Origin of the sequence: Aquirufa sp., from assembly GCF_044377215.1 — a bacterium.
GTDB lineage: Bacteria > Bacteroidota > Bacteroidia > Cytophagales > Spirosomataceae > Aquirufa.
On sequence record NZ_JBILJM010000001.1, the window covers coordinates 198,544 to 218,482 of the forward strand.

Below are 19,939 nucleotides of genomic sequence, written 5' to 3' on the forward strand. Positions count from 1 at the left end.
TAGTGAGGTATAAAGGATTCAGTTGATTTTGACATAAAATTACACTTACTTTGGTGGCTACAATAAATTTACATGACTAAATATCCAATATTTTTAATCTTACTTTCGTTATTATCATTTAATACCAATGCTTTAAATTTAGAATTGCCCGCTATTACAGTTGATACTAATGTCCATTTTAAAGCAGAATTAAAAACAGTTGTTTCCGATAATGGAGTAACACCATTTTGGATCAGAAATTTACAATATGGTTCAATTCCATTGAATACACCTGGAGGAATTGCTTTTTTAAATTATCATAAAAACTATACCAAGAATAAAAAGTATGATTGGAAGTATGGCATTGAAATGGCAGGCTGGGCTGGTGTAAATTCAGATTTTATGATTAATGAAGCTTATTTAAGTGGCAGAAGGGGGAATTGGGAACTTTGGCTAGGACGCCGTAAAGAGGTTTATGGATTAGGCGATTCTACATTAACATCAGGTTTTTATTCATGGTCAGGCAATGCAAGACCGATGCCTAAAATTCAACTGGGCACAAAAGACTATCTGAATTTTTTCTGGAAATGGGCTGGGATACATATGACCTATTCGCACGGTTATTTCGATAATAGTGGCCCAATTTCCGGAGCTATGCTCCATCAAAAATCACTATATGGTAGACTTGGCAAGCCAAATTCACATGTAAGTATTTTTGGGGGTTTAAATCATCAAGTTTCTTGGGGCGGGGAAGCAAATGTGAAAAATGGAGGCCCATTTGATTTTTATCCATCCAGCATAAACACTTATTATTATGTAGTTACAGTTTCGAAAAACAGAACACTTGTTCCAATTGATGATTTATCATCGGAGGATGATACAAATAATCAATATGGAAATCACTTGGGATCCATTGACTTTGCCCTCAAATTTCAAACAAAGAATATTGAGATGCTCGTGTATAAACAAACCGCATTTGAAACGGGGAGAGTCTTTTCACTTACTACTTCAGATGATGGATTAACAGGAATAAGTATAAAAAGAAAAAAAAGAGGATTCATTGAAAAACTTGTCATTGAAAATTTATATACCCAAAATCTAGGTTTATACATTGCTCCCTTAGCTAAGTTAGTAGGATTCAAAGATCCCCACTATCCCGAAATAGAAAACTATTTCAATAACGGTGGTCGGGGCGGCTGGGTTTACCAGTCTAAAGGAATTGGCACCCCACTAATTGTATTAGATTCAGAAAGTGCTGCAGGGGGCTCGTCATCTTCATTTAGCTTAAATGCGGTAAGAGGCTATTATTTAGGGCTTTCTGGGTCGTTTACTCCAGACTTTACATGGAATTTTAAAGTGTCAAAATCACACCACGGCTATTTGGTAGGTAGCTTAAGAGACCCTGCAAATCGCTATGTAGTTGATAAACCACAATTTGCATCTGCATTTTCAATGCAAAAATTAATTAATAAGAAAGTTGAATTAAAAGCTCAAATTGGATACGACCAGGGTGAAGTAATAAACAACACGATTGGCCTCCTTTTAGGAGTTCGGTACACATTATTTTAAATAATTATTATACCAAAGCTGAAAAATCATAAGATTCCATAATTCTTTACGATTATTTCTCATTCCAGAAAAATGACTATTTTTTAAACTTTCGACATAGCTATAATTAAAAATCCCGTGCCTTTCTAATTCATTTTTAGATAATAAGTCAGAACATAAATCTCGTAATTCATTTTTTAACCATAGCGATACGGGTATACCAAAGCCTTTTTTGGGCCTATCAATTATTTCTCCAGGGAGTCTACCCCTCATCGTTTCCTTTAAAATATATTTACCATTGAACCCCTTCATCTTAAAATTATATGGCATTTTATTAACAAATTCAACGACTCTATAATCTAAGAATGGTGCCCTTACCTCTAACGCATTCATCATAGATGCTCTGTCAACTTTAAACAAAATATCATCCTGAAGATAAGTTTTTAAATACATATAAATCAATTCATTTTGAGAAGATCGTGACGAATAGCTGTCAATTACACCTAATGAACGAAAATTTGAAACCTTTGATTGAATATCCTTATTAAATAAACTCTTTTTACTGTTTGGTGTAAAACTCCCAAGCCAAAGACTATGTCTTAGCCTAGAATCTGACTCAAATCCTTTTAAAAATTGTCTAATTTTAAAATCGAAAGAAATATTATCATCACTTGCAGGTAATCGATAAATCAAATCAAACAATTTCTTTATAAAGTTTACCGGTAGCCATGAAAAGGCTTTAGCGAACTTTTCTGAAATAAAAGTTGGATAGCCAGCCAATAATTCATCACTTCCATCTCCTCCAAGAGCTACGGTAACATGTTTTCTCGTGAAATTAGAAAGAAGATAGGTTGGCAAAATAGATGGATCTGCAAAAGGCTCATCAAGTGATGCATAAACGGAGGGAATCAAATCCATTGAATCTTTTGCAGATAAAATTAATTCATGATGATTTGTCCCTAATTGTTGAGCTACAAGCTTTGCATATGAACTTTCATCATACGTATTCTCATTAAATCCAACCGAAAATGTTTCAATTTTATTTATTGAATTTTTCTGAGCGTAATAGGCAATTGCACTGCTATCTAGGCCTCCACTTAGAAAGACCCCCACAGGGACATCTGCAACCAAACGAATGTCTGTAGCATTGTTTAAGTAAACATCTAATTGGTCTTTTGCATCATTAAATTGCATTTCTTCTACATCGAAGACTGGAGACCAATAGCTCTCACATGTAATTTTGCCGGATTTATTTACGATTAAATAGTGCCCTCCCTCTAACTTTATTACACCCTCAAAGATTGAAAGTGGTGTAGGTACATAGTCTAATGTTAAATAGTGATTTAAAGCATCAAGATTAAGCTCCTTTTTGAAATCCGGATGCTTGAGTATAGCCTTAAGTTCAGAAGCAAAAACAAATGTATCGTCTAATTGAGTATAATACAAAGGCTTTTTCCCCAAGCGATCTTTGGCTAGAAAAAGCTCTTGTTTGACAAAATCAAAAATAGCAAAAGCAAACATACCATTGAGCCGAGACAAAAAAGCAATGCCATAAGCTTGAAAAGCTTTCAATAGTACTTCCGTGTCTCCACTTGTTAAAAATGGCCCGAAACCTTTATTTTGAAGCTCTTGGCGAAGTTCTTTAAAATTGTAGATCTCTCCATTAAATACAATACAGTAACGCTTATCTTCTGAAAAAAGGGGTTGATTTGCGCTGAAGCTTAGATCAAGTATACTTAAACGGGTATGTCCAAAACCTAAAGAAACATTTGAATCATAATATGTTCCTAAAAAGTCTGGCCCCCTATGCGACAATGAATCAGTCATTCTAGTAATAACAGATTCATTCCCATTTCCCCAAAAACCAGCAATACCGCACATATTAAAAATTTACCCTATCCCTTACAGAAAATGGAGTTGTATTTTGACTTTCAAAGTAAGTCCTCATGAGAATTTCAGAAATAACTCCTAGTAGCACTAAAACAACGCCAACAGTAAAAAACATGGCACTCAAAACAGGCAAAGGAGTTTCGATAAAATCTTTTTGTCCAGACAATTTATAATAGGTAGCTAATCCAAAAGAAACAAAACTAAATAGAAAGGATAAAATCCCAACGCCCCCAAAAAAATGAATAGGGCGAGACATAAATTTCTCTAGAAATCTAATTAACACAAGGTCAAGAAGCACCTTGTAAATACGAAAAAGTCCATAATTTGATTTACCATATACTCTAGAACGATAGCTTACAGGTATTTCTGTAACAGACCCTCCTTGCCATTTACAAAAAACAGGGATGAAACGATGCATTTGGCCGTAAAGCTTTAGATCTTGAACGATCTCCCGCTTATATGCCTTTAATGTACATCCGTAGTCATGTAAAGGGACACCTCCGATTTTAGAAATTAATTTATTAGCCAACAAAGAAGGTAATTTTCTTGTTAGGTATTGACCTTCCCAACGATCTTTCCGCCAGCCAGAAACAACGCCATAGCCCTCTCTCAATTTGTCTATCAGCAAGCGTATATCTTTCGGATCATTTTCCAAATCGCTATCTATTAACACAATGATATCACCAGAAGCTTCTTGAATTCCAGCACTTAATGCAGCCGTTTGGCCATAATTCCGCCTAAAATTCAACAGTTTAATCCTCGGATTACTAGCTGAAACTTTCAATAACTCATTCCAAGAGTTATCTTTTGAACCATCATTGATTGCTATAATCTCAAAATCATATCCTTTTAAAGTGCCTAGAAGCTCCTCAAATAACAAGGGGACTGAAGGCGCTTCATTATATATTGGTAATACAACGGTTAATTCCATTAATTTTTAAATTTCAAGATCCACTGATTAATTAATGTCAAACTTACAAGAACCCAAAATGGATACAATACACAAAAATACCTCTCTTCTGCTTGCTTAAAAACAAAGATATATAAAATAAAAGTATAAGCATTTAACCAAGCAACCCATGTCAAAACGGTAGGAGATTTTAATTTAAAGCCAAATCGGAATACCCCTAATAAGGATAAAATGGAAAAACCCCAAACGAGTCCATTCATCAAATAGATAAATCCTTGTAATAAAATTGCGACAAAAAAGTTAATTCTATTATTTAAACTTGGATTCTGTAAAATATTATCAAAAAAATAGGTTGTAAAAATGATCGACTTTAAGCGGGTAAGATTAGCATTAAAATAATACAAAATGGGCTTTTCATTCCTTATGGAATTTACATAAACTAAAGTCCTATCCCGGATATATTGAATTTCGTTCGAACACTCTTTATCGATGACATGTTTAGTTTTTGAATCTATAGAAGTTAAATAAATAGAGGTTAGGGCATATCTAATTTTAACTAATGAATCCAAATTCATTTTTGATGTATAAATCTCAGCAGGAGGTTTGCGCATGTCATTTTCCTTAAAATTTGGGAAAGGGGTATCTCCAATAAAATAAGGATCAGCAAAACCACCTGAAAAATACCAAGCTGCATCTGAATCTAGTCTCCAAAATTGATGAGAGCCACCATACGAACGGATCAGTTCCTGAACGGATAAATAACCATATATAATTCCGTTCGTGCCTTCTGGATAAAACATCTGATGCGTTAATGGTATAAATTGTTTATACTTTAAAGCATTACGAGAAATCCAAGCTCCTTCAATGATAAGAATAGGAATAAAAAATAGAACCCAAAAACGCAGACTCGTTTTTTGAATAACTAAATATCCAATTAAAGGTAGAATTAATAATATGAAGATAGACTTAACGAATACAAGCCAAATGAAGCATATTCCGAGCAAAAATGGCGATTTACCAGATTTACTGACGATATAGGTAATAAAAACCAATAGACTAGTCGCGAGTGACTCGGAACTCAGGTAGCAATCATATAATAGGTAATAACTTATTTCTAAAAATAAAAAGCTGAGGATGAATAATGTTTTCGAGTTTGTAAATTCAAAAATTAATTGAGCCATAAGCCCTATCGAAATGCCAGAAAAGATGAATTGAAAAAATATAATTAAATACAACGTAACTTGATCAGATTGCGTGATTGTAAAGAACACGAAATACAACCCACCATAACCTGGCATCCTAAAATCTGGAGAATAATCGCCGAAATTTAATAAATGAACAATTGGATCAAAGTAACTCTTGGTATCACCATGGAAATGCAAGAAGTAATCTGGCCGGTGTAATACATGTACCATTAATACATATAAACATGCCATTTTTAGCATATTTACAATCAATCCAATTCGTACAGACTTTGCTGCACTAGACATTAACTATGGTATACATTACGTCAAAAAAATTATTGTTCAATTTAACACCTATAAATTTTATAAAAAATTCCAAATGACTATTGTTGCATAATTTGACCATTAAATAAGTTTCAAAACAATTAAAGTTAATTTAGTGGAGAAATAAATAAGTTAGATATTCCAAAAGCAATAATCATTGTAAATGAAAAATGATAAACTGACTTACTTTTTAAAACTTTCCCCATTTTTAATACTTTACTTAACTTTTGTCTTAGTGGCCCACAGGGATGAATTTGTTGGTGACGAAGCCAGGTATATTCAGTATACCAATAATTTGTTAAATGGATTTTATTCCCCGACTGGAGAAGCCTACTTGTGGAATGGACCAGGCTACCCGATTTTTTTAATGCCTTTTATTTATTTCAATCTCCCAATGCAATCGATAACCATTGCTAATGCGATAATGCATTTTGCTAGCGTTGTCTTACTATACTGCACATTGACCAATTTAATTAAAGAAAAGATCGCATTCTTTATTTCAATTTTTTGGGGCGGATATTTTATCGCATTTCAAGAAATGCCATTTATTCTTACAGAATCCTTAACGATATTTCTTGGTGCGCTATTTCTTTTTTTGACGCAAATTTATTTTCTACATTTGCGAAAGGGCTATTTATACCTGTCGGGAGTCGTTTTAGGCTATTTAATTTTAACCAAAATAATATTTGGTTATGTCATTATAGTGTTAGCATTTCTTTATTTGATTGTTTTTATGCTCAATTTTATTTTTAAATTCAATACAATCCAACGACCAATTAAAGAGTTAAAAATTTTAATAATCGCGCAAATTGTTTGCCTACCTTACCTGATTTACACATATCAAATTACTAGCAAACCACTATATTATGGTAATAGTGGGGGGATGAATTTATATTGGATGAGTACCCCATTTGAAGATGAATATGGAGATTGGATTAATGACGATTTTTTCAAAGACAAATCACTACTTTCAGGAAATTTATATAAGAATCATGCAACTGAAATTAATCAGGTGAAGCAAAATAATTGGATTGTGCAAGATTCGCTGTATAAACATATTGGATTGACAAATATTAAAAATAACCCATTAAAATACGCTAAAAATATAATTTATAATGTCGGTAGACTTTGGTTTAATTTCCCGCTAACAGCATACCCGCATAGTGGCAATGGGGTATTTAGATTATTCCTTAATTCAATCCTATTGACATTTTTCCTAATTTCCTTAGTTTACTGGGCGTTAAATTTTCAAAAACTGAATCCCCATCTAAATTTCATCTCATTAATGTTATTGACTTACTTGGGGTTGTCATCATTGGTTTCTGCATTACCAAGACAACTTTCAGTAGCGGTCCCATGGATAATATTCTTCTGTTCAATTATATTAATTGAACTACATCTGAAACCCATAATAGCTTCTAGTAACAACCCTCACAATTCCAATAATGAAAGATAATAAGACAGCCCAGGCGTTCGCAACATCCTGGAACAATTTACCAGAAGGTTCTATTTATACATTCGATCAGTTTGAAGATTGGTTTTCTCCCTTAACTGAAAAGGACATAAAGAACAAAAAAATAGTAGAACTTGGTTGTGGGAATGCAAGTTTATTAGTTCATGTCGCAAATTGGGAACCTGCTGTCTTACACGGAGTGGACCTAGGTGATAGTATTTTATCCGCTAATACGAATATGATTCGTACGGGATTTGAAAATTTTAAAATTATCAAAGATGATCTTACAAAATTCCAAAGTAAAGATAAGTATGATTTAACCTATTCAATTGGTGTCATACATCATTTGTTTACTCCAAAAGATGGTTTTGATTCTGTCATTACGAATACAAAACAAGGCGGAAAATTTCATTGTTGGGTATATGCAAAGGAAGGCAATTCAATAATAATAACACTAGTTGATCCTATCCGAAAAGTTGCCTCCAAATTACCTTGGTGGATAAATAAATATGCGATTGCTACCCCATTATCAGCTATCTATTTTTTGTATGCACATGCGATAACGAAACTAAAATTGACATTTATGCCTTTGTATTCATATAGTTGCTGGATTTCAAAACGAGATTTTTTATTTTTTAGGCATGTGGCTTTTGATCAGCTAGTAACACCACAAACTAAATATATTGACAGAAAAACTATTGAAAAATGGATGAGTTCTTGTGATCTTATTGATCAATCAACTACCTATATTATTTTCAGAAATGGGAACTCTTGGAAATTCGGGGGAATGTTAAAATAAGTATTATAACTTATTGAATTTGGAGCCAATTAATAAATTTAGCTAATCCCATTTCCAAACTCATTATAGGCTTATAACCTAGTAATTCTTCAGCTTTATGTATATCGGCAAAAGTGCGTTCCACATCACCCATTTGCATGGGACCCCAATTAATTTGAGCCTTTTTCCCTATTACATTTTCCAATGTTCGAACTAAATCAATAAGTTTAATGGGTGTATTAGAACCTAAATTAATTGTTTCGTAAACAATAGAATTAGTTTGTAAATAGTTGATAGCTCCATAAATGCCATTTACAATATCACCAACATAGGTATAATCTCTAGAAGTAGACCCATCGCCAAATAATGTGATTGGAAGATCTTGTAGTATACATTTCGCAAATTTATGAATAGCTAAGTCAGGGCGTTGCCGTTCACCATAAACAGTAAAAAAACGCAAATTCAACACATCAAAATTAAACATATGATGAAATGTATGGGTCAATAATTCCCCAGACTTTTTAGTAAATGCATAGGGTGAAATTGGAAAATCAACTATATCTTCTTCAGAAAAAGGAACCTTCCTGCTATTTCCATAAACAGAAGATGACGAAGCAACAATTAGTTTTTTAATACTCTTTCTCTGCATCCAATCATATAATTTATATGATTGATTAATGTTATTTTCTATGTAGTCAGCTGGTGAATCAATTGAAGGCCTAACACCTGCTTTAGCTGCTAAATGAATAACCAAATCAATATCTGGTTGAATTGGGAGTGTTGAAATATCTCCAACATTTCCTTCGATGAACTGAAATTGAGAATTTGGAATCAATGACTCCAAATTGTTCCTTTTAATTTCGCGTGAATAAAAAGTATCAAAATTATCTATTCCAATAACTTGATAGCCATCATTAACCAACTTTTCACACAGATTACTTCCGATAAATCCGGCAGCACCGGTTACTAAAATAGTATTCATCAATTAATTCATTTTCAAAAGAATTGTACAAAATCAAGATTGAAATTTACGACTAATTATCTATAATGTTTTTAGGATGATTTAAAAAAGTTATCTAGAGGCATTAACATTTGAAAAATCAAAAACACTTTCTAGCCATTAAATATCAAAATGAAAAACTCTTCAAGGTCGCAACAATGAATTTAATACAAAAGGCCCAAGCTAATGCAAGGGCCTTTCAAAATTGAAGTGGTAGATCCCGGACTCGAACCGGGGACACACGGATTTTCAGTCCGATGCTCTACCAACTGAGCTAATCCACCTCAATTACCCGCAGTGTAACGGGAATGCAAAAGTAGGAGAAAATTTAGTTAATCACAAATTGATGCTGACATAAATAAAATTTTAACGCTTTATTGTTTAAATTTATAACAAATTTATTTTAATGCTTAAAGTGAATGAAAACAAAATATGAAATTCATCATTATTATTCTGAAGCATTAAATATTTATTCGAAAGGGTACAATGTTTATATTTTGCATTCAAATGGAACAGTATTTAATATAACAATTCCAAGTACATTTTTAGATAGAATAACCGCTAAATTTCGCATTTTATCTAGGCTGTTTCGTACAGATAAGTGTAATGTCTTCGTAATCAATGAAGAAGATCTCACCTTACTTATTATTCGTAGAGGAATAGTATACTACTTTAAAAAAGGTGCCGGGTTAATTGGGAAATTGCAATTGAAAAATTGTCGAAATTTAATGCATATAGATATATGCCGGCTACCTAATGGTGTGATATGCTTTGGCGAATATGGAAACAATAAAGAAAGATTTCCTGTTCCTATCTATTCTTCACGAGATGAAGGCCAAAACTGGGAAGTAGCATATGAATTCCCAATGGGTGCGATAAAACACATTCATAATCTCAAGTATGATAATTATACCGATACTATCTGGTGTTGCACTGGAGATTTAGTAGGAGAATGCAAAATAGTAATTTTTGATTTGCAATTTAACAAGCTAAAAGTAATTGGTGATGGTTCCCAAAATTACCGAACTTGTGATTTGATATTTCAAAAAGACTCCGTTATCTGGTTGATGGATTCGCATATTGAAACATCCTATGTGGTTAAATTAAATAGAAAATCAGAACTTATAGAGGTTTTAAGCCCATTGCCAGGTCCTGTTTGGTATTGCACTCGGCTATTAAATGGCCAGTATATCGCAGCGACTACTGTTGAACATGGTTATTCAATGAATCATAAAAAAGCGCATCTATTAATCTCATCAAATGATGCGGAAACTTGGACTTCAATTAAAACATTCGATAAAGACTATTATTATCCGCTAGACTTTTTTAAATATGGGGCAATAGGGTTTCCAATTGGGCAGCAGAAAAAGGAAAAATTTAGCTGTTTCGGTGAAGCACTAATTGATTTTGATGGTGTTACAATAACGATTGAAACATAAGTTAATGTCTTCCATCCTGATTAAAATAAAGCGCTTATTGATTCAATTGGTAAAATATATGACCCCTAAGATTATTTAATTGAACAAATCAAAACATTAAATTTTGACATTATCTGGGCATTCATATACTATATTGTGGTAACACAAAGTTAAAATTGATGCTTATCTAGGAATTTAAGCACTACCAATATTTAATTTTAAAAATTAATTTTTCTTTAAATTAAGCTGTTCCATAGTCTTTCTTATACCTGCCTCTGCATCACAAGGCAATTGTACTTTTAAGGCATTAATTAAATTTTTATTAGACACTATATAACTGCCTGAAAGTTTTTCAAGGCTCTCAGAATTAAAAGAGGACCCTAAAAAATCCCCGACTTTGGCCATAAATTTTATCAAAAATTTAGGAACCCGTAAGATGGGCACTTCCCTTCCAATCACTTCTCCAAATACCTTTACTACATAATTGGTTGAAAGAGGCTTTGTGTCGCATAAATTATACACTCCAGATGGGATGTCGGATCGATTTAACAATTCATTTAAAACAAAAACTACATTGTCAATGCTGCAAAATGACCTTTTATTTTCAAATGAACCTAAAGGCCATGGAATGCCTCGTTTGATAAAATTATATAATAAATTTAAGTTCCCTTTATTACCAGGACCATGAATCATACTTGGCCTTAATATATAGACTCTTTTACCTTCAGGTTGAGGTTTACTTAAAATATATTGCTCTGCTAATAATTTGCTCTTCCCGTAATGAGTCTGAGGTCGTGGCACATCCGATTCGCTTAATTCATCATTAACTTTATCTGCACAAGCCTTTACTGAACTAAAATAGATAAATACAGATGCTGAAGACTTAATGTACGCATCAAAGATGGAAATTGTCAATTCTGTATTCGACACATAATAAGCATTAGGATCTGCTACTTGGGCAATATCGTGTGCTTTCCCTGCTAAGTGAATTATACCATCTACCGAAATTAATTGAGGCCAAATCTCCTTTTCTCTATCATAGGCAGTCAAAGCAATATCCTTATGATTTTCAAATTCCACAAACAAATTTTTCCCTACAAACCCACTTGACCCAGTTACAAGAAACCTCATTTATTCAAAATTGAAATATATGATTTCCACTTAAAGAAATATTTTAAATATATCTTAAATAGGTTTGTCCTTATCTTATGCTCCCTACATGCGCATAAAATTTCTTTATTCAATAGCCACTTGTTTTTAAGCGTTGAGCTTACCCCCCCATCTCGCATTTTAACAATGTTTTGATTTAGAAACTTAGACTTGATTTTATGAATATATAAATACCTTAAAAGTAAATCAAAGTCAGCTGATATTTTAAAAGATGTATTGTAAAATCCAAAATTCTGAAATAGATTCTTTCGCACATAAAAGCTAGGGTGGGGAGGCATATGACCGAATTCGAAATCAGATAAAATGAAATTTGAGGAATTGTATTTCCGTACTATTTGATCTAATTTATTAACAATGACAACGTTCCCATAAATACAATCAATATCTAATGAAAAAGATTTTACAATTTTTTCAATTGTATCATATTCATATAAAACATCATCTGAATTGAGTATCCCGACAATATCGCCTGTAGCTAATGCTACCCCTTTATTCATAGCGTCATATATCCCTGAATCAGGTTCGCTAATATATGTTAATTGATTTTGATACTTTTTAAGTACTTCTAATGTACCATCAGTTGAATTGCCATCAATAACAACACACTCGATATTAGCGTATGTCTGTGCAAATATAGAACGCAATGTTTTCTCTATATATTGACCCGAATTGTAAGTAACAGTTATAATTGAAATTTTCATTCAAATTAATTTCTGATCTGTTCGAAAAGTTCAACTACCTTATTATTAAAATTATCAATAGTAAAATACTTTTGATAATGTAATACAGAGTTACTACTACTACTTTCGTAAACGGATGGATTATTTACGAAATACGAAATATTCTGAGTTATAGAAAGAGGGTTCCCATACTCAACAAATTTACCATTGAAATTGTCTATAACCATATCTGGGATCGCTCTAAAATTTGTAGTTATGATTACGCAACCATTGGCAATAGCTTCAATAATTGATAATGGCTGTGCCTCAGTTGAATAATTAGTAGGTAAAATAAAAAAATGACTTTTAGCCAATAAATCTGCCTTTTGTTGATCAAGAACTAAGTTATGGTAATTAACATGACAACTTAAATTATTTTTACGTATAAATTCAAAAAAATCTGATTTCATACTTTCAATAGAATTTGATTTAGGATCATCAAAGCTTGTCAAAAATTCACCACAGAAATCACATGTAATATTCTTAAGGCCTAAATCATTAACCATATAATTAACAGCGGCTAAAACGTCAAAATAACCTTTTGAAAGGATCAAATTAGACATGTAAATTAATTTGACCGATTCAGATGCTGAAAGTATTTTAGGTTTCCCAATTATATCAACCGCATTCTTTATGACAACGATATTATTTCTATTTTCAATTTGCCTAAAATTATTTCTGATAAGCGAACTTAAAATTATAATTTTATCAGGTAGTCTATAAACTAGTTTAAGTAAAAATCTGACGACTAAATTTTGGCTTTCTAAAAACTCATCAATATCGCCACAATGAAAATGTAACACAGTTTTATTCCCAAATATCTTGGAAAACATAAGAAATGGATAATTTCTAAATGTTCCACCAATGGATCTTGCTCCATTTAAATATACAATGTAGTTGCCAGAGTAAGTTAACCTGATGAAGTCTACAAATGACTTAAAATAAAATCCAAATTTATTCAGGCGCAATAAAATTGAATTACTGTGATTCAGACTAGTCAAAGGGAGAAAATCCACATGGTAATTTTCCTTAATCAAAACATCTAATATACTTTTAGTAACTAAAGATTGCCCGTTAATCACTGGGGGTAGCTGGCCAATTACTAAAATTTTAACTGAATTTCTCAATTAATTAGCGCCAAATTTAAAATATGAAGGGAGATATTTAGCCATCAGAATGGCAAAGATTATAGATTGAGGGAAGACTTCCATAAACTGAGTAGTCAATCCAAAAAAGCTAAAAATAATCGTAAAAAACCATAATTCTCTTCTATTATTCAAAAAAACAATAAACAACCAAATCAAATAAAAAAACATAAATATAAAAAATGGCAATACCCCTAAATTAGCAATAATCGTAGCAAAAGTGGACTCCGTACTAATTGCATCTAAGTTTTCGCCCGAAAAATTAGATGCTAAATAAGCTGATGAAGTACCTGATCCAAATCTGTTTGAAAAAAGAGGTATTTCAGAAAACAAATCAATAAATATTTGAACTCTCGGCATAAATGAATCTTCAAAAATATCTCCCCTTCCACTAACAATAATTATCAATCCCGCAAAAACAGGTAAAATAAATGGTATTACAAATACAGATGCTTTCAACATGAATTTAGGGAAATATTGAAAAAACATTAACACAAAAAAAGAAGCAATCCCTGCGCCGGAGGCGGTCAACAATATAGATATTGGAGCAGTAATAACGACGATACTTTTAGCGCTTTTACTAAACGTATAATAATAGGAAAAAAACAGGCAAATAACCACAAAAAAAGAGCTCGGCCCAGGCATAAAAAAAATTCCAGGATTTCTTAAACTAAATTCGGAATCTGCAGATTGCCCAAAAAATTTAGTCATAAAAAGAAATTGCCAAATTTGAACAATAAAATTTAGTATAAATAATAAAAAAAGGACTTTTGAAATTTTAAATAATAGTATTTCTGAAATATGCCCTATTAAAAAAAACATAGCAAAAATGGGCAAAATCCATCTAATTCCTGCAAGAAAAAGCAATAAATTGAACTTTGTCAAAAATACAGCTATGATTAAAGATAAAATTAAAGGAATAAAAAAAATAAAAATTCTAGGGATAGTTTGAGATTTGAATTTTAGAAAAACCCCAATTAAAATTAAAATCACAAAAAACAAATCTTTCAAAAGCTTAATATAAATTGGAGTTAATGCAATGCTTACATCCTTCATAGATCCAGTTAACAAAGCAAAGACTTCGCCAAAAGTATAGATTGGCGTTAATCCAATCATAAGAATTACAATAAAGTCAATTGATTTGTTTGTCCTCAAAATTCTGTGTAATAATTATAATTAAATATGTATTTTACTATAATTGATTATGTAAATCAACGAAAAGGGAATACCATTGATTTAAAATTTTGTTCTTTGAAAAATCTTTGGATCTATCAATTGCCCGCTTCCCCATATCCTTCCGAATAGAAGGATTTTCAATTAGAAAAATTATTCGCTCAGCCAACTCTTCTATATTGCCAGGCTGAACTAAAAATCCACTTATACCATCTTCCAATATCTCACGAGGACCAGCTTCACAATCAAATGAAACAACTGGGATTCCACAACTCATTGCCTCAATTAATACTAAACCGAATCCTTCAAATCTAGAACTCATAATATATATCGAACTCCTGAATAGTTCTACCTCTACATTAGAAGCCAAGCCTTTCAACTTAATTTGATCTTTTAATCCCTTTTGTTCGATTTTGTTCATTAAAAATAATTCCCATTCTCCTTCACCGTATATTTCAAGTACCCATTCAGGATAAAATTTAGAAACAATTTCCCAAACATCAATTAAGATATCAAACCCCTTTTGAGAGTTCAATTTTCCTATACTAATAGCTTTCTTTGTATTTAAATCCCCCATTTTTGTGGGAATAATGGAAGTGAAATTGTTAATCTTGATTACATTCTTGTGTTTAGCTTTTAATGAAATTAAATCTTGTAATGTTAAAACAACAACTTTGTCAAATTTCATGAGTGCCCTTTTAAAGAAAAAATTTGCTAAGCTACCAATAGCCTGCCAAACTAAACCCTTATAATTAGCATTAATAAATTGTTTTTTAAAATTTGAAGAAAAATGCAACTCCGCTATTTTTGCAAATCTACCTGGAATTTTACATAAAAAATCAACTTCTTTACCACATAATGATACACAAATATCAACATCTAATTCATTTAATATTTTAGTTAGTTGAACTCTGTACTTATTAATTTTAATATAATGTTGAATCGCTCTATTAAATAGACTCGAATTAAAATGCCCATCAAAATCTAAATCCAAATGAATTAAATCAACTTTTGAGTTGAGTTCAAAATGAGGGAGATTACCCATCTGATCAGTCGTAACTATGGTTATCTCAAATTCTTTTATATCAGCAAAAAAATTAACCTTTTCAGTTAAAATTCGCTGCATACCTCCCGCTTTATGCAAATGTGGAATACAATATACTATTCTCATAAATTAGCTAAATCGATATAAGCTTGAATTTGCTTATTATCTCTTGATTCAAAATTAAATGAGCAACAATTATTTCTATATTTATTAAATTTCAACTCTATTAAATCTATTGATTCCTTCAAACTTTGCTCATTGCTAGATTCAAAAATTAAGCCTGTTTGAGGATTCGCAACTATTTCGTTCTGGCATCCAACATTACTACTAATTATTACAGGCAAATGATAGTAAACCGACTCTTCAACTACTAAGCCCCACGGTTCAGCTTCAGAAGGAAGTATAAAAATATCATTATTTAAATAAATGTTTGATATCTGATTATTATCAACAAAACTAGCAAATGTGATATTCGAATTCGCATTGGACCTTAGTTCTTTTGATAAAATGCCATCACCAACAATAAGTAAGGGCTTTTTATTCTCATTAAATATCTTGATTAACATAAAAAGATTTTTTTTTTGTATTAATCTGCCAACGTACAAATACTTGAAATTTCCTTCGAAATTTGATTTTTCAATTTTATCAAATGGGATTCTATTAAAAATTCCAACTCCAGATGTTTTAATGATAACACCAGAAAAACTTAATTTTCGCAACAATTGACACTGCATTTCTCCAGAAGGCAAAACGGCTCTATGCCTACTTAAAATTATTTTTTTAACCCAAGCAATAGGTCCGGTTGACTTACTTTCAAATATTGAAGACTCAAATTGCAAGCAATTTTTATTTTTTGATAAAAAAAATGGCAATAATAGGGTTTCCAAATTATCATAGCCACCGAAGATAATTTTTTTAAACTTAAGCTTGTTTAATAAACCCACAACTTTGATCATCGAAATAATTATATTTCTTTTTTCAATCTGCTTGTTAGAAATGATATGGTATGGAAACTTTATTTCACTCCGAAATTTTTCACTAATAACAACTTGATCTGTTAATGCTAAAAAGATTACATGAATATTTATTTTTTTTGACAACTCATTATATAAATTAATTTTATAAAATGCCGGTACGTTATTTATAATCACTAAATCAAGCATAGATAATATGAAAATATAATATTTCTAGAAAATAGGTTGAATTGGATTTAAGTTAAAGATTTAATTATCTTGATAAAAAAAATTTAAACTTAGAAAAAAGAGAGATAAAGAAATAAAAGTATACCCTTAACCTAGGTGACTTTAATTTTGAAATTCTAAACTTGATATAATAACTAAATTTTTGATACCGAGGGATATTGAAATCATTAAATGCTTTCTTAAAGAAGAACTTTGAACTTTCAGAATCCCCTAAAAATCTAAAATAATTCCCTAGATAATAATACTCGTAAAATTCATCAAACAGCGTCTCTTTATGATAAGAAAAATAGGACTCCAACGTTTGAGGCTCAAGTAATAACATACTAATTATATTCATATCTTGAATAATTCTAGTATTATACTTTGCATACATCAATGACGGTAATGCGCGAACTGAGGTATTTATCTTGGATTCTACTTTATAGAAAATATAATCTCGCGATAACTTAATCACCATTTCAACATCTTGCATTGTCCAATTTCGTTCATTAAAAAACCCAATTTCTTCAAATATTGATCGATGAAGTGTAATTGCACAAAAATGCATTCCATTTTGTTCCAATACCTGTCTAACTGAAACGATTTTATCAAATTTAAACTTTGCGACATCGAATATGACTCCCGAATCGTCGATCTTATAAAAATCTGAATATAAAACTTTAGCTTCTCTATTGTGAGAGACAAATTCCATGTCATCCTCAATTCTAGTGGGGCTATATACATCATCATGGCTTAGCCAATATATCCATTGCCCATTAGAATTCATTACCCCAAAATTTAAGGCAGAGGCAACTCCTCCATTTTCCTTTTTAAGGTATCGAACATTTGGATAATTTAATGCAATTCCCTCTGAAGCCCCGTTATCTGTTGAACCATCATTAACGACTATAATTTCAACATTTGGATAGGTTTGGCTAATCGCACTCTCAATTGCTGTTCTTAAAAAATTGGCCCCATTATACACAGGTATAATGATCGATGCTAATGGTAATAACGGTTTAGACATTTTTTGACCAGATTTTTCGATCGATAAAATGAGTATAACTGAGAATTATTTTGACTACTTTATCCGAAACATTATCAACATCATAATCTGAAACAATTTTGGATTTAATACCCGAATCTACCAAACTTCTGAGATAGCTTATTGAATCCAATATAATAGCTTGATTAATGCCTGTCAAAATGACTGACCCCTCTTCCATCCCCTCTGGTCGTTCATGTGCATCTCGAATATTAATCGCGGGAAATCCTAAAATAGAAGATTCTTCTGTTATTGTTCCACTATCTGAAATGACACAAAATGCATTTTTTTGTAAATGTATATAGTCAAAAAAACCAATAGGCTTCATCACATGTACCATCGGATGAAGTGTAAGACCTAAGCTTTTTAACCGATTTTGAGTTCGCGGGTGTAATGAAAAAAATATAGGGAATTGATATAATTCGCATAACTGATGCAAAATAGCACTTAGCGCTATAAGCTTTTCTGGCTGATCTACATTTTCCTCCCGATGTGTACTTAAGACAAAATATCGATTTGGCAGAGCCTTTAGTATGTTTAATACGTTAGAATTTTCAATATTCTCTCTATAAAATGACAAAACCTCGAGCATAGGACTACCCGTTTTAATAACCTGATCTGGCGATAAACCCTCCCGAAGTAAATATTCTCGCGCAATTGAACTATAGGGCATATTGATATCTGCGAGGTGGTCAATAACCTTTCTATTTACTTCCTCTGGCACGCGCTGATCAAAACACCGATTCCCTGCTTCCATATGAAAAATAGGAATTTTTCGCTTTTTAGCCGCAATTACACCTAAGCCACTATTGGTATCACCTAAAAGTAAAAATGCATCCGGTTTTTCAATTTCAAGAACTTCGTCTACCTTGACTAATACATTTGAAATCGTCTCAATCGCTCCTGAAGAAGCAGCATCTAAAAAGTAGTCCGGTTTACGTATTCCTAAATCATCAAAAAATATTTTATTCAATTCAAAGTCATAATTTTGACCTGTATGAATAATTCGATGTTCAACTGCAGAATCCAATTTGGCTAAAACTCTAGAAAGTTTAATGATTTCCGGACGAGTACCAATAAGTGTGATTACTTTCATAGTTATTAATCTGACTGTGTATGCCAATCAGTATAAAAATCTTCAATCATTTTGGGCCATGTAGGTGGCGAATAGTTGAAAACTTGATTAAAATATGTCCCATCCAAAGATCGATCTATTTGAACATGATCAGATGCAATAATTTCGATATCTAAATTATATTTTTCTCTTATAATATTTAAGAGATCAAATTTATTTATAGGATAAGATGCGACTTGAAAAAGCCCCGAAACGCTTTCTTTGGGCAATATATTTTCGAAAATTAATCGCGCAAGCTCAAATGTAGTAACTCCTGAAAATATGGCTTTATTGTATCCTAACACGGTTGATTTTGCCTGCAAAAACCAATCTAATAACCCATGATTATGGCCACTAATTTCATGTCCAATTATGGATGTGCGCAATGTTATCGAATTTCCATAAATGACTTCCCCTAAAAATTTTGACCTCCCATATAAATCATTAGCATTAGAAACATCCGTTAGTTTGTAGTTACCTTTGAGTCCATCAAAAACACAATCGGTACTAATATGAATGAATTTAGCACTATTATCTTGGCAGATTTTTGCTAATTTATGTGGCAACAAAGAATTGATCTCTATCGAAGCAATTGAGTTTTGAGCCAGATCTGATTGTTTAACTATTCCGATAGCATTAATAATTACATCAGGTGAAATTTTTCGAATAATTTCATTGAGCCCAGAATAATTTTGAATGTCATTTAACTCAAAAATGTTATTTAGATTAATATATTTTTGATTCGAAAATAATGATGCCTTATTTCTGACCGTTCCAAAAACAGACATCGTACTGATTTTACTCGCAAATTTTAATAATTGGAATCCAAGCATGCCACTTGCCCCTAATATAAGTATACGCAT

Annotated in this window: 17 protein-coding genes and 1 tRNA gene; 4 read left to right on the forward strand and 14 right to left on the reverse strand. The window is 31.8% G+C overall.

All coding sequences use genetic code 11. The annotated features are described in order from the left end of the window. Nucleotides 1-72: 72 nt before the first annotated feature. The gene (locus tag ACIQ6T_RS00920) at nucleotides 73-1,548 is read left to right on the forward strand and encodes a capsule assembly Wzi family protein (protein WP_395783276.1); all 1,476 of its coding nucleotides are present in this window, start codon (nucleotides 73-75) and stop codon (nucleotides 1,546-1,548) included. Here the strand turns inward: ACIQ6T_RS00920 and asnB are convergent. From asnB to ACIQ6T_RS00935, 3 genes are read right to left on the reverse strand one after another with little or no spacing between them, the layout of a single operon-like run. Beyond that, entirely contained in the window at nucleotides 1,540-3,408 is a 1,869-nt protein-coding gene (asnB, locus tag ACIQ6T_RS00925) for an asparagine synthase (glutamine-hydrolyzing) (RefSeq protein ID WP_395783278.1), read from the reverse strand. The two genes, ACIQ6T_RS00920 and asnB, sit on opposite strands and share 9 nt — an antisense overlap. Before the next feature lies 1 nt (nucleotide 3,409). Next, nucleotides 3,410-4,348 carry a glycosyltransferase family 2 protein gene (locus tag ACIQ6T_RS00930; protein ID WP_395783280.1) on the reverse strand — a complete coding sequence of 313 codons (939 nt, stop codon included), beginning with the start codon at nucleotides 4,346-4,348 and terminating at the stop codon, nucleotides 3,410-3,412. Further along, nucleotides 4,348-5,817 (reverse strand): hypothetical protein, encoded by a 1,470-nt coding sequence (locus tag ACIQ6T_RS00935; RefSeq protein WP_395783282.1) that lies wholly within the window; start codon nucleotides 5,815-5,817, stop codon nucleotides 4,348-4,350. The genes ACIQ6T_RS00930 and ACIQ6T_RS00935 overlap by 1 nt, the downstream gene beginning before the upstream one ends. Before the next feature lie 181 nt (nucleotides 5,818-5,998). Between ACIQ6T_RS00935 and ACIQ6T_RS00940 the strand changes: the two genes are divergently transcribed. Continuing rightward, nucleotides 5,999-7,291 carry an ArnT family glycosyltransferase gene (locus tag ACIQ6T_RS00940; RefSeq protein WP_395783284.1) on the forward strand — a complete coding sequence of 431 codons (1,293 nt, stop codon included), beginning with the start codon at nucleotides 5,999-6,001 and terminating at the stop codon, nucleotides 7,289-7,291. Continuing rightward, the gene (locus ACIQ6T_RS00945) at nucleotides 7,281-8,087 is read left to right on the forward strand and encodes a class I SAM-dependent methyltransferase (protein ID WP_395783286.1); all 807 of its coding nucleotides are present in this window, start codon (nucleotides 7,281-7,283) and stop codon (nucleotides 8,085-8,087) included. Before ACIQ6T_RS00940 ends, ACIQ6T_RS00945 begins: the two co-directional genes overlap by 11 nt. Nucleotides 8,088-8,097: 10 nt before the next feature. Here the strand turns inward: ACIQ6T_RS00945 and ACIQ6T_RS00950 are convergent, their stop codons facing one another. Together ACIQ6T_RS00950 and ACIQ6T_RS00955 are read right to left on the reverse strand one after the other, a co-directional pair. Then, on the reverse strand, nucleotides 8,098-9,048 hold the full coding sequence (locus tag ACIQ6T_RS00950; protein WP_395783288.1) for a GDP-mannose 4,6-dehydratase: 951 nt from the start codon (nucleotides 9,046-9,048) through the stop codon (nucleotides 8,098-8,100). 229 nt (nucleotides 9,049-9,277) lie between these two features. After that, nucleotides 9,278-9,350, reverse strand: a tRNA-Phe gene (locus ACIQ6T_RS00955). A gap of 135 nt (nucleotides 9,351-9,485) precedes the next feature. On the opposite strand from ACIQ6T_RS00955, the gene ACIQ6T_RS00960 reads away from it, so the two are divergent. Continuing rightward, nucleotides 9,486-10,505: a hypothetical protein gene (locus ACIQ6T_RS00960; RefSeq protein ID WP_395783290.1), complete on the forward strand. Its 1,020-nt coding sequence runs from the start codon at nucleotides 9,486-9,488 to the stop codon at nucleotides 10,503-10,505. A gap of 204 nt (nucleotides 10,506-10,709) precedes the next feature. Here the strand turns inward: ACIQ6T_RS00960 and ACIQ6T_RS00965 are convergent, their stop codons facing one another. From ACIQ6T_RS00965 to ACIQ6T_RS01005, 9 genes are all read right to left on the reverse strand, one after another. Next, entirely contained in the window at nucleotides 10,710-11,615 is a 906-nt protein-coding gene (locus ACIQ6T_RS00965) for an NAD-dependent epimerase/dehydratase family protein (protein WP_395783292.1), read from the reverse strand. Next, nucleotides 11,612-12,355, reverse strand: a complete 744-nt coding sequence (locus ACIQ6T_RS00970; RefSeq protein WP_395783294.1) for a glycosyltransferase family 2 protein — start codon at nucleotides 12,353-12,355, stop codon at nucleotides 11,612-11,614. Before ACIQ6T_RS00970 ends, ACIQ6T_RS00965 begins: the two co-directional genes overlap by 4 nt. A 5-nt stretch (nucleotides 12,356-12,360) precedes the next feature. Further along, nucleotides 12,361-13,500, reverse strand: coding sequence for a glycosyltransferase family 4 protein (locus ACIQ6T_RS00975; RefSeq protein ID WP_395783296.1), 1,140 nt, complete (start codon nucleotides 13,498-13,500; stop codon nucleotides 12,361-12,363). Next, entirely contained in the window at nucleotides 13,501-14,634 is a 1,134-nt protein-coding gene (locus ACIQ6T_RS00980) for a hypothetical protein (protein WP_395783298.1), read from the reverse strand. It lies immediately after the preceding gene. A gap of 76 nt (nucleotides 14,635-14,710) precedes the next feature. After that, nucleotides 14,711-15,862, reverse strand: a complete 1,152-nt coding sequence (locus ACIQ6T_RS00985) for a glycosyltransferase family 4 protein (RefSeq protein ID WP_395783300.1) — start codon at nucleotides 15,860-15,862, stop codon at nucleotides 14,711-14,713. Then, a complete protein-coding gene (locus ACIQ6T_RS00990; protein WP_395783302.1) occupies nucleotides 15,859-16,899 on the reverse strand; it encodes a glycosyltransferase in 1,041 nt (346 codons plus the stop codon). The genes ACIQ6T_RS00985 and ACIQ6T_RS00990 overlap by 4 nt, the downstream gene beginning before the upstream one ends. Nucleotides 16,900-16,963: 64 nt before the next feature. Further along, complete coding sequence (locus ACIQ6T_RS00995; RefSeq protein ID WP_395783304.1) at nucleotides 16,964-17,944, reverse strand: glycosyltransferase family 2 protein; 981 nt, start codon at nucleotides 17,942-17,944, stop codon at nucleotides 16,964-16,966. Then, on the reverse strand, nucleotides 17,937-19,058 hold the full coding sequence (wecB, locus tag ACIQ6T_RS01000; RefSeq protein WP_395783306.1) for a non-hydrolyzing UDP-N-acetylglucosamine 2-epimerase: 1,122 nt from the start codon (nucleotides 19,056-19,058) through the stop codon (nucleotides 17,937-17,939). Before wecB ends, ACIQ6T_RS00995 begins: the two co-directional genes overlap by 8 nt. 5 nt (nucleotides 19,059-19,063) lie before the next feature. Next, on the reverse strand, nucleotides 19,064-19,939 hold the full coding sequence (locus ACIQ6T_RS01005; protein ID WP_395783308.1) for a dTDP-4-dehydrorhamnose reductase family protein: 876 nt from the start codon (nucleotides 19,937-19,939) through the stop codon (nucleotides 19,064-19,066).